10 protein-coding genes are annotated in these 13,523 nt (G+C 71.9%); 5 read left to right on the top strand and 5 right to left on the bottom strand.

Annotated features, from left to right (window positions below):
- Positions 1–76: 76 nt before the first annotated feature.
- Positions 77–2,458, top strand: a complete 2,382-nt coding sequence (locus CLT68_RS12775) for a GGDEF domain-containing phosphodiesterase (RefSeq protein WP_099857103.1) — start codon at positions 77–79, stop codon at positions 2,456–2,458.
- Positions 2,459–2,478: 20 nt separating this feature from the next.
- Here CLT68_RS12775 and CLT68_RS12780 read toward each other — a convergent pair whose 3' ends face one another.
- Positions 2,479–3,498, bottom strand: a complete 1,020-nt coding sequence (locus tag CLT68_RS12780; RefSeq protein WP_099851075.1) for a LacI family DNA-binding transcriptional regulator — start codon at positions 3,496–3,498, stop codon at positions 2,479–2,481.
- Between the two features lie 119 nt (positions 3,499–3,617).
- On the opposite strand from CLT68_RS12780, the gene CLT68_RS12785 reads away from it, so the two are divergent.
- The 4 genes from CLT68_RS12785 (at position 3,618) to CLT68_RS12800 (ending at position 9,225) form a co-directional block, all read left to right on the top strand.
- Positions 3,618–6,086 carry a glycosyl hydrolase 2 galactose-binding domain-containing protein gene (locus CLT68_RS12785; protein WP_099851076.1) on the top strand — a complete coding sequence of 823 codons (2,469 nt, stop codon included), beginning with the start codon at positions 3,618–3,620 and terminating at the stop codon, positions 6,084–6,086.
- Positions 6,087–6,516: 430 nt separating this feature from the next.
- Complete coding sequence (locus CLT68_RS12790; protein WP_099851078.1) at positions 6,517–6,855, top strand: metalloregulator ArsR/SmtB family transcription factor; 339 nt, start codon at positions 6,517–6,519, stop codon at positions 6,853–6,855.
- Positions 6,852–8,537 (top strand): SulP family inorganic anion transporter, encoded by a 1,686-nt coding sequence (locus CLT68_RS12795; protein ID WP_099851081.1) that lies wholly within the window; start codon positions 6,852–6,854, stop codon positions 8,535–8,537. Before CLT68_RS12790 ends, CLT68_RS12795 begins: the two co-directional genes overlap by 4 nt.
- A gap of 151 nt (positions 8,538–8,688) precedes the next feature.
- The gene (locus CLT68_RS12800; RefSeq protein ID WP_099851083.1) at positions 8,689–9,225 is read left to right on the top strand and encodes a hypothetical protein; all 537 of its coding nucleotides are present in this window, start codon (positions 8,689–8,691) and stop codon (positions 9,223–9,225) included.
- 73 nt (positions 9,226–9,298) lie between these two features.
- Here the strand turns inward: CLT68_RS12800 and CLT68_RS12805 are convergent, their stop codons facing one another.
- From CLT68_RS12805 to ilvD, 4 genes are all read right to left on the bottom strand, one after another.
- A complete protein-coding gene (locus CLT68_RS12805; RefSeq protein ID WP_099851085.1) occupies positions 9,299–10,042 on the bottom strand; it encodes a copper homeostasis protein CutC in 744 nt (247 codons plus the stop codon).
- 57 nt (positions 10,043–10,099) lie between these two features.
- Positions 10,100–10,336: a hypothetical protein gene (locus CLT68_RS12810; RefSeq protein ID WP_099851088.1), complete on the bottom strand. Its 237-nt coding sequence runs from the start codon at positions 10,334–10,336 to the stop codon at positions 10,100–10,102.
- Between the two features lie 278 nt (positions 10,337–10,614).
- Positions 10,615–11,457: an SCO4651 family lipoprotein gene (locus tag CLT68_RS12815; protein ID WP_099851090.1), complete on the bottom strand. Its 843-nt coding sequence runs from the start codon at positions 11,455–11,457 to the stop codon at positions 10,615–10,617.
- 164 nt (positions 11,458–11,621) lie between these two features.
- Positions 11,622–13,469: a dihydroxy-acid dehydratase gene (gene ilvD / locus CLT68_RS12820; RefSeq protein WP_099851092.1), complete on the bottom strand. Its 1,848-nt coding sequence runs from the start codon at positions 13,467–13,469 to the stop codon at positions 11,622–11,624.
- Positions 13,470–13,523 lie beyond the last annotated feature (54 nt).

Below are 13,523 nucleotides of genomic sequence, written 5' to 3' on the forward strand. Positions count from 1 at the left end.
TTGAGCAGCGGACCCGCAACGTCCGATGCCCCGCACCGTCGTACCGCCCCCGTGCCCCCTCACGAAGGCGACCGCCGTGCTCCTCGCGTACCCGTTCCGTGTTCTCGTCCCTCGCCGGGCGGCACCGGAGGCCGCCACCTCCACCGCGGTGGCGCTTCTCCTTCTCGCCGGTGCCATCGGTCTGGTCCCGGCCTCGGTGGTGATCGCGCTGGCCGCTGGTGCCGGCGCCACGCTCGCGGGGGTGCGACTCTCCCGGCTGGCCGGACGACGCCGTGCCGATCCGTCACCGCGTACGGCGGGTGTGCTCCTCGACGCGGCGGTGGTGACCGCTGGCCTCACCGCCGTCGTGCTGCCCCTGGCCGACGTCGGGTCGACCGTCGCCGTGCTGATCGGTTCGCTGGTCGTGGCCGCCCTCTCCGGGCTCGGTCTCCACCGCCTTCCCGGCCGGACGCGGGCGTCGGCCGGGGTCCGGCTGCGCCGGTCGGTCGAGTCGAGCGGCCCGGCCGTCGGCCTGGCCCTCGCCGGCTGGCTGCTGCTGCCCCGTGCCGACCTGCCGGGTTCGACCCGGCTGGTCGTCGCGCTGGCGCTCGGCGGGCTGGGGATGGCCGCGCTCAACGCGTTCGCGGGGCCGAGGCGACGCTCGGGTGCGGAGGTCTGCCGGGGCGGTGTCCTGCTCACTCTGGGCGGGTTGGTGCTGCTGGCCACGCTGCCAACCGAACCGGTCGGGCCGGCGGCCCTGCTGGTCGTACCCCCGCTGGTGTTCGGGATGCTGCTCGTCGCGGTCGGCGCGGCCGCCGCAGCCGACTCCGAGCCGGCGGAGCCGGTCGCCACGGCCTGGCCCCGAGCGGTGCTCCCGGCGGCGATGCTGCTGCTGGCGGCGGGTGTGCACCTGGCTGCCGGCCGTGCTCCCGACCGGACGAGCGTGGTGTTGGCCCTGGCGGCGGTGCCGTCCCTGGTGCTGCGTGACCTGCTGCGCGCGGGTGGCACCTCCACCACCGAACGGCGGGCCGCGCACCGCAGGCGCGCCGGCGGCGCGGTCCGGCACCGCCATGCGGCGCCAGCACGCTGGCCGGGCAGGTCGGAGCCTTCAGCCGCACCGGCCCAGCACCACTCCGGCCGCGCCGTCGACCCGGCCACACCGAGCGGTGTCGGCCCAGCCTGGGCAACCGACGACGGTGCCGCGTGGTCGGCGCTCAACCGACGGCCCGTCCCGGCGGGCGGCGGCGGTCCGGGTGAGCGGGCGGCCCTGCTGGACGCCCTCGCCGCGATCGGCGACGTGCCGGCACCGACCGGCGCGCTGCTGCTGGTGGACCTGCACGGCACCGAGGGCGTCGGCCCGACGGCCCGGGAGGACATGCTGGCCGAGGCGGTGCACCGGGCCCGCGCGGTCATCGCCCCCGACGACCTGGTCACCGGGTGCACGGGTGCCGGCTTCGCCGTGGTCACCGCCGCCGGTCCGATGCTGGCGTACGCGCTGGGCACCCGGTTGTTGACCGCGCTCAGCCCGCCCTACCGGCTGGGCGGTGCGGTGCTGCGGGTGCAGACGAGCATCGGGTTGGCCGAGGTCAGCGGGGCCGGGCCGGCGGATGTGCTCCGTCAGGCCGAGCTGGCCCGACGGCGGGCCGTGCAGCTGGGCCGGGACCGGGTCGAGTGGTACGACGCGTTCCTGGAGGAGCAGCTGGTTCGCCGGCTCGACCTGGAACGCGAGCTGCCCGGTGCGGTGGCCCGTGGTGAGTTGGATCTCGTCTACCAGCCGGTGGTCGACCTGGCCGACGGGCAGCCGGTGGGCGCGGAGGCTCTGTTGCGCTGGCGGAGCCCGGTGCTCGGCACTGTGCTCCCGGCCGAGCTGCTGCCGGTCGCCGAGGACCTGGATCTGATCGGCGAGTTGGAGTGGTGGGTTCTGGACCGGGCCTGCCGGCAGTTGTCCGACTGGTCGGTGGGCGTACGGGAGCTGTGGATGGCGGTCAACATCACCACCCGGGAGCTGACCACCCCCGACTTCGTGCAGCGGGCCGCGGCCGTACTGGCCGCGTACGGGGTGCCGCCGGAGCGGCTGGTGGTGGAGGTGAGTGAGCCGAGGGTTGCTGGTGACCTGTCGACGGTGGTGGCGCGGCTGGCCGGGCTGCGGTCGCTGGGTGTGCGCACCGCGTTGGATGACTTCCGGGCCGAGCACGCCTCGTTGGCGCAGCTTCGCCGCCTGCCGATCGACCTGCTCAAGGTCGGCCCGGAGTTGGTGGGCGCACGGCCGGACGGGCAGCCGCCGCTGATCGACGTGGTGGTCAACGTCGGAGAGCGGCTGGGTGTGGAGATCGTCGCGGAGGAGCTGGAGTCGTCGGCCCAGGTGGAGGGGGCGCGCCGGGGTGGCTGCCGGTACGGGCAGGGGTTCGCGCTGGCGCGCCCGGCGACGGCCGAGCGGGTCGAGGCGTACTTCGAGGAGTTTCCGTCAGCGTCCCGCTGAGCCCTGCCAACTGAACCGGTTCATCTCATCCGGGGTGGTGCGGTGCTGCCGCGCGGGGTGAGGTGCGGTGTCTCGTCCTGCACCCGGCCGGCGGGCTGTCCGGCGATGACCGCGAGCAGTTGGCGGGCGGCGTGCGCGCCGTACGCGGGGATGTCCCTGCCCAGCGCGGTCAACGACGGGTGCACCAGGCGGCACAGCGGCGAGTCGTCCCAGGCCACGATGGACAGATCACCAGGCACGGTGAGCCCCATCTCCTGGGCGACGGAGAGCCCGGCGATGGCCATCACGTCGTTGTCGTAGATGACCGCAGTGGGCCGTTGAGCGGAGCTGAGCAGCCGGCGGGTGGCCCGACCTCCCTCCTCGCCCGTGTAGTCGGACCAGACAGTGGTCGCGTCGACCAGGTCGAGCCGCTGGCAGATCTCCGCGAAGGCCTCGGTGCGGATCTCGGTGTGCCGCAGGTCGGGCAGGCCGCCAACCCGGGCGATGCGTCGGTGCCCGAGCGCGACCAGGTATTCCACCGTCTCGGTCAGCGCTGCGGCGTCGTCGGACCAGAGACTGGACAGCTCACCGGTGCCGCCGGGCCCACCGATCACCACCGCCGGCAGTTGGAGCTGCTCCAGCGCGGAAATGCGCCGGTCGTCGGTGCGCAGGTCGCACACGAGCACCCCGTCCACCCGGCGTTCGGCCCACCACCGTCGGTAGACCGCGATCTCGGCGTCGTGGTCGGCCACCACCTGGAGGGTCAGCGCGTACGAGCGGGCGGAGAGCTCGGCCTCGACGCCACTGATCAATGCCATGAAGAACGGTTCGATGCCGAGTGTCCGGGCCGGTCGGCACAGGGCCAGGCCGACCGCCCCGGCGGTGGCGGCGGAGAGGGCGCGGGCGGCGCTGCTCGGGCTGAACCCGATCTCCGTGGCGATGGCCAGGATGCGCTGCCGGGTGGTCTCGGAGACGCCGGGCTGCCCGTTGAGCGCGTACGACACGGCGCCCTTGGACACTCCGGCGCGTCGGGCGACGTCGGCGATGGTCGGCCGCTTCACCGGCGTGCTCCTCTTCGCTGCGGGGCGTCAACCGGCCGTTGACAGTCACCAGGGTGGACCGTACGGTTGCTAGCTTATCCGGTTCAGTAAACGTCTTTCGTTGCGGAAGGTGCGGTGCAATGGTGAGCCGACAGGCACTCTACGACGGTTGGACCCTGCGGGCGGCACCCGGAGCGCAGGTGCCGGCCGGGATCGCCGGGCGGACCGTGCCGGCGACAGTGCCGGGTTGCGTGCACACCGACCTGCTCGACGCCGGGCTGATCGAAGACCCGTACCTGGACGACAACGAGTTGGCGCTGGCCTGGATCGGGCGCACCGACTGGAGCTACCAGACCATCTTCGTGCACCGGCCGGGCGACGACGAGCGTGTCGACCTGGTCTGCGCCGGCCTGGACACCGTCGCCACGCTCACCCTCAACGGTGTCGAGGTCGGCCGCACCGAGAACATGCACCGCGGTTACCGGTTCGACGTCGGGTCGCTGCTGCGCGACGGCGACAACGACCTGGTCGTGGCGTTCGACTCCGCGTACCGCTACGCCGAGGCGCAGCAGGAGCGGCTCGGCGACCGGCCCAACGCCTACCCGGAGCCGTTCCACTTCATCCGCAAGATGGCCTGCAACTTCGGCTGGGACTGGGGGCCCACCCTGGTCACCGCCGGAATCTGGCAGGAGATCGGCCTGCACGCCTGGTCGACCGCCCGGCTGGCCACCGTCCGCCCACTGGTCACCATGGACGGCCGCGACGGCCGGGTCGAGGTGCACGTCGAGATCGAGCGGGCCTCGGACGTCCCGCTGACCGTCCGCGCCGCCGTCGCCGGCTCCCGCACCGAGGTGATCGTCCCGGCCGGCCAGCGCACGGCCGTGCTCACCCTCACCGTCCGCGAGCCCACGCTCTGGTGGCCCCGGGGGTACGGCGAACAGGCACGCCACCCGATCGAGGTGACAGTGCACGGGCCGGACGACGACACCCTCGACGTCTGGTCGCACCGGGTCGGCTTTCGCAAGGTGCGACTGGACACCACGCCCGACGAACACGGCACCCCGTTCGCGCTGTCGGTCAACGACGTCCCCGTCTTCGTCCGGGGCGTCAACTGGATCCCGGACGACGTGTTCCCCACCCGGATCACCCGCGACCGACTGGCCGAGCGGTTCGACCAGGCCGTCGAGGCCAACATCAACCTGCTGCGCGTCTGGGGCGGGGGCCGCTACGAGTCGGCGGACTTCTACGACCTCGCCGACGAGCGGGGGCTGCTCGTCCAGCAGGACTTCCTCTTCGCCTGCGCGGCCTACCCGGAGGAGGAGCCCTTCGCCACCGAGGTTGCCGCCGAGGCGGCCGAGCAGGTGGCCCGGCTCGCGCCGTACCCGTCGCTGGTGCTCTGGACCGGCAACAACGAGAACATCTGGGGCTGGCACGACTGGGACTGGCAGGAGCCGTTGGCCGGGCGCACCTGGGGGCGTGGCTACTACCTCGACGTGCTGCCCCGGATCGTCGGCGAGCTGGACCCGACCCGCCCGTACTGGCCGGGCAGCCCCTGGTCGGGCACCGAGGCGATCCACCCCAACGACCCGGCGCACGGCACCACGCACATCTGGGACGTGTGGAACACCGACGACTACACCAGATACCGGGAGTACGTCCCGCGCTTCGTCGCCGAGTTCGGCTACCAGGCACCGCCGACGTACGCCACAGTGCGCCGGGCGCTGAGCGACGAGCCCCTCGCCCACGACTCACCGGGCATGGCGCACCACCAGAAGGCGGCCGGCGGTGACGCCAAGCTCCAGCGGGGCCTGGACGCGCACCTGCCCGCCCCGGCGGACTTCGACGACTGGCACTACCTGACGCAGCTCAACCAGGCCCGCGCCATCCAGCTCGGGGTGGAGCACTTCCGCTCACACCGGGACGTCTGCGCGGGCACCATCGTCTGGCAGCTCAACGACTGCTGGCCGGTGACCTCCTGGTCGGCCGTCGACGGCGACGGCCGCCGCAAACCCCTGTGGTACGCGCTGCGCCACGCGTACGCCGACCGGCTGCTCACCGCCCAGCCCCGCGCCGGCGGGCTGGCCCTGGTCGCGGTCAACGAGACCGCCGAGGCGTGGGCCGTGCCTGCTGCGGTCACCCGGTTCACGCTCACCGCGGAGCCGAGGGCGAAGACCTCGGTCGACCTCGACGTCCCGGCGTACTCCTCGGTGGTGCTGGCGCTGCCGGCGGACCTGGCGCGGCCGGAGGATGCCCGGCGCGAGGTGCTGGTCGCGGAGGCCGGCGGCACCGCGGAGCGCGCCCTATGGTTCTTCGCCGAGGACCAGGAGGTGGACTGGCCGGCGGCGGCCTGGGACGCCACCGTCGAACCGGTCGCCGGCGGTCAGCGGGTCCGGGTCACGGCCCGTACGGTCCTGCGCGACCTGACGTTGTTCCCGGACCGGCTGGACGCCGCCGCCACTGTGGACACGGCCCTGGTCACCCTGCTACCCGGCGAGTCGACGACCTTCACCGTGCAGGCGGATCGGCCGCTGGACCCTGTCGCGCTGACCGCACGCCCGGTGCTGCGCTGCGTCAACGACATCACGTCGAGTCAGCTCACGGTCCCATGATCGTGCTCGATCGATGAAGTAGTGGCCTCCGGAGGCTGCGGAGGTCACTACTTCCTGATGTCCGTTGTGTGACCGCTGGGTGTCTCTGTTGGCGTGTGCCTGAGGTGGCCGGGGGCGAGGGGTGGTCGGTTGTCCTTTGCTCTGCACCCGCGGGCGCGACAGCTACGGTCTGCGACTGGTGCCTATTGGGGTGCAGAGCAAAGGGGGGGTGGCCTGTGCCCCCTCACCCACGGCGAGGGGGCACGCTGGTGACTCAAGGTCTTGCCTAGCCGGCCGCCGCGCTAGCGCATTGGCGTTGACCTCCATGTTCAAAAAACGATCAGCACCCGGGTGCGCTCCACCCGGCCGGTCTTGCCTGGAGCGGCGTCATGGCATCGAGTTGAAGACTTGTTCAAGTGCTAAAGTCTTCGAGTCGAGGGGGAGGGATCTCATGTCGGTGCCGCTGTACCAGGCCAAGGCGGAACTGTTCCGCACCCTCGGGCACCCGGTGCGGATCCGGGTGCTCGAACTGCTCCAGGACGGCCCGAAGCCGGTCCGCGACCTGCTCGCCGCGATCGAGGTTGAAGCGTCAAACCTCTCCCAGCAGCTCGCCGTGTTGCGCCGCGCCGGAATGGTCACCTCACACCGCGACGGCCCTCTCGTCATGTACGCGCTCAGCACCCCCGACGTGGCCGACCTGCTGGCCGCCGGTCGGCGGATCCTCGGCGCGGTCCTGACCAACCGGGACGCCCTCCTCGACGAGCTGCGCGCCACCGGCGCGGACAGGTGAGCCGCGCCATCCCGGTGGCCCGAGAGCGGTTCTTCGGACTGCTGCCCGGCCGGGCAGACTGGGCTGCCGTCCGCCGCTCACCGCGCCGGGACCTGTTGGCCGGGCTCACCGTGGCGGTGGTGGCGCTGCCACTGGCCCTGGCGTTCGGCGCCACCTCTGGGTTGGGCGCCCAAGCCGGGTTGATCACCGCCGTGATCGCCGGCGCGGTGGCCGCCGTCTTCGGCGGCTCCAACCTCCAGGTCTCCGGGCCGACCGGGGCGATGACCGTGGTGCTGGTGCCAGTGGTGCAGCAGTTCGGAGCCACCGGGGTGCTCATGGTCGGGGCGATGGCCGGCCTGGTGCTGATCGCGCTCGCCGTGGCCCGTGTGGGACGGTACGTCCGTTACCTGCCCACCCCGGTGCTGGAGGGTTTCACCGCCGGCATCGCCGTGGTCATCGCCGTGCAACAGGTGCCCGCCGCGCTCGGCGTCACCGACGCGCACGGGGAGAAGGTCTGGGCCGTCGCCGCCGACGCGGTCGCCCGTTTCGTAGTACACCCGAGGCCGGTCGCGCTCGCGGTCGCCCTCGCCGTCGCGGCGCTGATGCTGTTGGGCGCCCGGTGGCGACCCGGCCTGCCGTTCTCGCTGCTCGGCGTGGCGGCCGCCACCGTCCTCGCCGAGGTCGTCCCGGTCGACCTGGTCCGGATCGGCGCGCTGCCGCAGGGCCTGCCCGCCCCCTCGCTCGGCTTCCTCGACCTGGGCGCGATCGGCGTACTGCTCCCCAGCGCGCTCGCCGTCGCCGCGCTCGCCGCCCTGGAGAGCCTGCTGTCCGCCACGGTCGCCGATGGCATGACGATCGGTGAACGGCACGACCCGGACCGGGAGCTGTTCGGTCAGGGGCTGGCCAACCTCGCGGCCCCACTCTTCAGCGGCATCCCGGCGACCGCCGCCATCGCCCGTACGGCGGTCAACGTCCGCGCCGGAGCGGCCTCGAAGCTGGCGGCCCTCACCCACGCCGTCGCTCTCGCGGCGATCGTGCTGGCCGCCGCGCCGTTGGTCGGCCGGATCCCGCTCGCCGCCCTGGCCGGGGTGCTGCTGGCCACCACGGTCCGCATGGTGGAGGCCGCCTCGCTGTGGGCGTTGGCCCGGGCCACCCGGGGCGATGCCGTCGTGCTGGTGCTCACCTTCGCCGTCACCGTGATCTGGGACCTCGTCACCGCCGTCGCGGTCGGCGTCGGCGTCGCCGTGGTGCTCGCCCTACGCGCGGTGGCCCGTAGCGCCCGGCTGGAACAGGTGCCCCTCGACCCCGGTGAACACAGCGCCGAGGAGTACGCGCTGCTCACCGAACACATCGTCGCGTACCGGCTGGACGGGCCGCTCTTCTTCGCTGCCGCCCACACGTTCCTGCTCGAACTCTCCGAGGTCGCCGACGTTCGAGTGGTCATCCTGCGGATGTCCCGGGTGACCACAATGGACGCCACCGGCGCACACGTCCTCGGCGACGCGATCCGACGGCTACGCGGACGCGGGATCACCGTCCTGCTCTCCGGCATCACCCCCGCCCACGACCGGGTCCTCGCCACCCTCGGGGTCGCTGACGACCTACGCCGCGAGGAACTGCTCTTCCCGGATACCCCCGCCGCCATCCGGTACGCCCGCGCGGTCGCGCTCTCCGTGACCGGCGGCCCGGCTGGCCGGACGTAACGGCTGAGAAGTGCGTCCGGGGCCGGTGCAGGTAGGGCAGCCGTGCCCCGCTACGGCAGTATCTACCGCGTCTTGGCCGCTGCCTGACACCGCGGCCGACGGAAGAGGCGAAGACAAACGTCGAGCCCAGCCGGTACCCCGGGGAGCGCAAATGATCACCGAACATATCCGAGACGCGGCGGCGACGGCGTTCGTCTTCGGCTTCTTCGCCACCAGCTGGTTCGGCTGGGCGCAGGAGGCGCCTCCGAAGCCGTGGCGGCCGGTGCTCATCGCCGGTTCGGTTCTCGCGCTGCTCACGGCTGCGGCCGGTGGTCTCCTCGCCTGGAGTCACTGGTCGGACGGTACGGCGTTCGACGCCGACACCAGCCGGACCTTCGGCATCGTCGTCGGAGTCGAGTTCGGGGCTGCCGCCGTCGGTGCCGGGCTGCTCGCCCTGCTGAAGCGCCCTGATCTGACCGCCCCCTGGGTCGCCCTCGTCGTGGGCGTGCACCTCTTCCCGGTGGCGGCGCTGATGGACTACCCGCTGATCCATCTGGTCGCCGCGCTCGTCACCGTGGTGGCCCTCGCGGCGGTGCCGGTGGCCCGGGCCCGCGCCCTGGCGGTGAGTGCGGTGGTTGGGCTCGGTACCGGCGTCGTGCTCCTGGTAGCCGCGGTGTCCTCGCTGCTCATCGCCTTGGTCGCGTACTGACGTTGGCACGAGCGGTGGGCCTGAAGGGAGATGAAAGGCCTCAGGCCCACCGCTCGTCAGAGCGCGCAGCGGGTCAGGCGCGGGCGGCCGCGAGCACCTGGCCGACCAGGGCCCCGGAGGTGCCCGACCGCTCGTACTCGGGCCGGCTCAGGCTGCCGCCCATCAGCGGTGCCGGGTTGCGGTGCACGGCCGGGCTGTCCGAGCTGACCAGGGCCGCGAAGTGGTACTCGTCGGCACCCGTCGCCTCGACGATCCGGGCGATGTTGCGCGGGGTGATGCCACCGCCCGGCATGACGACGATCCGTCCGGCGGCCCGGCGCACCAGGTCGGCGATGAGCGGGGCGCCCTCCAGCACGCTGACCTCCTGGCCCGAGGTGAGCACCCGGTGCACGCCCAGCTCGATGAGCTGCTCCAGCGCCGCGTGCGGGTCGCGGGTCATGTCGAACGCACGGTGGAACGTGATGCTGGCGTCGCCGGCTGCGGCGATCAGGCGACGGGTGGTCGGCACGTCGACGTCACCCTCGGCGGTCAGCGCGCCGATCACGATGCCGTGCGCGCCGGCCTCAGCCGCGGCTCGCACGTCCCGCTCCATCGCCTCGATCTCGAACGGCGAGAAGATGAAGTCGCCGGCCCGGGGCCGGACGATCACGTGCACCCGGATCCGGTTGACGGCGCGCAGTGTCGTCTCGATGGCGCCCAGGCTGGGGGTCAACCCGCCGTCGAAGAGCGCGGAGCACAGCTCCACCCGGTCGGCGCCGGCTTCCTCGGCGGCGACCGCTCCTTCGACGCTGTCGATGCAGATCTCGAATGTGTTCATGGCTCTTCCTTTTCGGTACGAGACGGTGCCGCTTCGGTCGGAGACGATCCCGCTGATTCAGGACGGTGCGGTCCAGTCGATGACGGCCGTGACGGCGCCGACCGGTTGGCCGCCGCCGAGCACCGGCACCTGGCGCAGCGCGTCGGCCCCACCGACCGGTACGCCGACGGCGTCGAGGGCGGCGAGGGCGATGGCGGTGGTGGCTCGGGGTGACCCGTGCAGCAGATCGGCAAGGACCTCCGCGACGGTTACGTAACCCTGCCCTGGGCCGGGGCCGACCCGGTCGGGGAGCACGTCCGCAGCACAGGCCGGGGTACGCCGGCCGGTCGTCTGATCGTGGTGGCGACGCCTCCCGACGCGCCGCCGTTGGCCGAGTTGCTGCGGCTCGCACTCGGCCTTGACCTGGCGTTCATGGTGGCCATGTGCGACCTACGGCACAACGCCGCAGACCCACTGCTGGCCGACGGATTGCGCTGGTCGGTCGAGGTGAAACCGTTGAGCGACGAGCGGGTGGACACGGCACTGCCCGGCGGGCGCGTCTCCGCGCCGGCCGGGCAGTCTTCCGGTCCTGATCAGTTGCTGGCGGTCAAGCCCTGCAGACCCTTGAGCATCTCGGCGAAGTCGAGGGTCTCCGCCGTCGGTGGCGTCTCGACCGTCACCGCCTTGCCGTAGTCGGTGTAGTCCATCACCAGGTCACCCAACGGACCCATCTTCAGGGCCGCCCGGCGGGGCCGGTACTGCTCGTCAACCCACAGGTCGGTGGTGATCTCCTTGACGCCCATCTTGGTCATCTGCTGCTCGACGCCTGCCCGCAGCTTCGCGTCGACCTGCTCAAGGTGGGTCGCCAGGGGGGTGTTGACCGTGTAGTGGACGGTGGCCGTCCCGTCCACCGTCTCCTGCCCGACCACCTTCGTGCCCTCGGTGGCGATCAGCGTCTTGACCTGCTTGGTCGGGTCGATGTCCTCGAACTGCTTGCCGAAGTTCATCCCGGCCTGCTTGCCGGCTTCGCTCAGGTCCATCTTCATCCAGCGCTTGCCGTCCATGCTGGAGCGGTCCTCGGCCGGAATCTCGACGTAGATGACCGCACCGACCATCCGGACGACCGTCGAGTCGCCCTTCGGGTCCGTCGTCGTCATCTCGGCCTTGACCGGGTCACCGAGGTCCAGGACGCCGCGCATCTCGACCTTCTCGCCGCCCGCCGTGCCCGTCATCGACACGGTCACCGAATCGCTCTTGTTGGTGGCCTCGGCCGTCTTCTGCAGCGACCCCTTGAGGTCACTGGCCAGCAGCTCCAGAACGCTGGGCTGCTTGGGCTCATTGGACCCGCCGGACGTCGTGCCACACGCGGAGACAGCGAGCGCGGTGAGCGCCGAGACTGCCACCGCCACGGACTTCTTGCCAAACGACACGTACACGCCTCTTCCCCGCAGGAATCCGGGCTCTCCCCGAATTGATCGACGACACGCTAACCGACGCGTCCGACATCCGCGGACCGGTTCAGCCCCTCGACATCATCGATGTTGGGGCATCCCGTGGGACACCCCAACATCGGCGATCCAGTGTCGATCGCGAGCGGTGGTTACTCCGGGACGCGGCGGTAGGCGCCGTCGCTGGCCGAGGTGGCCATCGAGGCGTACGCGCGCAGCGCCGCCGACACCGGGCGTTGCCGATCGGTCGGGGTGTACGGCTTGTCGCGCTTCTCCTCAGCCACCCGGCGAGTCTCGAGCTCCTCGGCGGGCACGTTCAGCTCGATCGACCGGCTGGGGATGTCGATGACGACCTCGTCACCGTCCCGGACCAGGGCGATCAGCCCACCGGAGGCCGCCTCGGGGGAGACGTGCCCGATGGAGAGCCCGGAGGTGCCGCCGGAGAAACGGCCGTCGGTGAGCAGCGCGCAGGACCGGCCCAGCCCACGTCCCTTGAGGAACGAGGTGGGGTAGAGCATCTCCTGCATGCCGGGGCCGCCCTTTGGCCCCTCGTACCGGATCACCACGACGTCCCCGGCGACCACCTGCTTGGCGAGGATCGCGGTCACCGCGTCGTCCTGCGACTCGTAGACCTTCGCCGGGCCGCGGAAGGTCAGGCAGTCGTCCGGCACGCCGGCGGTCTTCACCACGCTGCCCTCCGGTGCCAGGTTGCCGTGCAGGATGGCCAGCCCACCGTCGGCGGAGTAGGCGTGCTCGCGGTCCCGGATGCAGCCACCGGCCGCGTCGGTGTCCAGCGACGACCACCGGTTGGTGGTGGAGAACGGCTCGACGGTACGCACGCCGCCGGGAGCCGCGTGGAACAGCTCGACGGCCGTCGGTGTCGGCGAGCCGCCGCGCACGTCCCAGTCGGTCAGCCACTGCGCCAGCGAGGGGGAGTGCACGGCGTGCACGTCCCGGTTGAGCTGCCCGGCCCGGTCCAGTTCGCCGAGGATCGCGGGGATGCCGCCGGCCCGGTGCACGTCCTCCATGTGGTAGTTCGGGGAGTTCGGTGCGACCTTGGCCAGGCACGGCACCCGCCGGGAGATCGCGTCGATGTCGGCGACGCCGAAGTCCATCTCCGCCTCCCGGGCGGCGGCGAGCAGGTGCAGCACCGTGTTGGTGGACCCGCCCATCGCCACGTCCAGGGCGACCGCGTTCTCGAAGGCGGCCTTGGAAGCGACAGTGCGGGGCAGCACCGAGTCGTCGTCGCCGTCGTACCACCGCTTGGAGATCTCCACGACGGTGCGGCCGGCCTCGACAAAGAGTGACCGACGCGCGGCGTGGGTGGCCAGCGTCGAGCCGTTGCCCGGCAGAGCCAGCCCGATCGCCTCGGTGAGGCAGTTCATCGAGTTGGCGGTGAACATGCCGGAGCAGGAGCCGCAGGTCGGGCAGGCGGAGCGCTCGATCTCGCCGAGCTGCTCGTCGGTGACTGCCTCGTTCGAGGAGGCGATCATCGCGTCGATCAGGTCGATCTTGCTGTGCACGACGCCCTCGATCGCCATCGTCTTGCCGGCCTCCATCGGGCCACCGGAGACGAAGACGGTCGGGATGTTGAGCCGCAGTGCGGCCAGCAGCATCCCCGGGGTGATCTTGTCGCAGTTGGAGATGCAGACCAGGGCGTCCGCGCAGTGCGCGTTGACCATGTATTCCACCGCGTCGGCGATCAGCTCCCGGCTGGGCAGCGAGTAGAGCATGCCGCCGTGGCCCATGGCGATGCCGTCGTCGACCGCGATGGTGTTGAACTCCCGGCCCACGCCGCCGGCCTCGGCGATCGCGTCGGCGACCAGGCCACCCATGTCCTTGAGATGGACGTGACCAGGCACGAACTGGGTGAAACTGTTGGCGATGGCGACGATCGGCTTACCGAAATCGTCGTCGGTCATCCCGGTGGCCCGCCAGAGGGCCCGGGCGCCGGCCATCGTCCGACCGTGTGTGGAAGTCCTCGACCGCAGCTCAGGCATGCATACCAGCATGACACCGCCGCCACGGGGGCCGGCCCCGGTGGGCGCCGTGTC

The organism is Micromonospora sp. CNZ299, assembly GCF_002754415.1.

Excerpts from the sequence above, each read along its gene's own strand:
- CLT68_RS12790 (WP_099851078.1), top strand. The coding sequence starts at position 6,517 with ATGTCGGTGCCGCTGTACCAGGCCAAGGCGGAACTGTTCCGCACCCTC.
- CLT68_RS12785 (WP_099851076.1), top strand. The coding sequence starts at position 3,618 with ATGGTGAGCCGACAGGCACTCTACGACGGTTGGACCCTGCGGGCGGCA.
- ilvD (WP_099851092.1), bottom strand. The coding sequence starts at position 13,469 with ATGCCTGAGCTGCGGTCGAGGACTTCCACACACGGTCGGACGATGGCC.
- CLT68_RS12805 (WP_099851085.1), bottom strand. The coding sequence starts at position 10,042 with ATGAACACATTCGAGATCTGCATCGACAGCGTCGAAGGAGCGGTCGCC.
- CLT68_RS12800 (WP_099851083.1), top strand. The coding sequence starts at position 8,689 with ATGATCACCGAACATATCCGAGACGCGGCGGCGACGGCGTTCGTCTTC.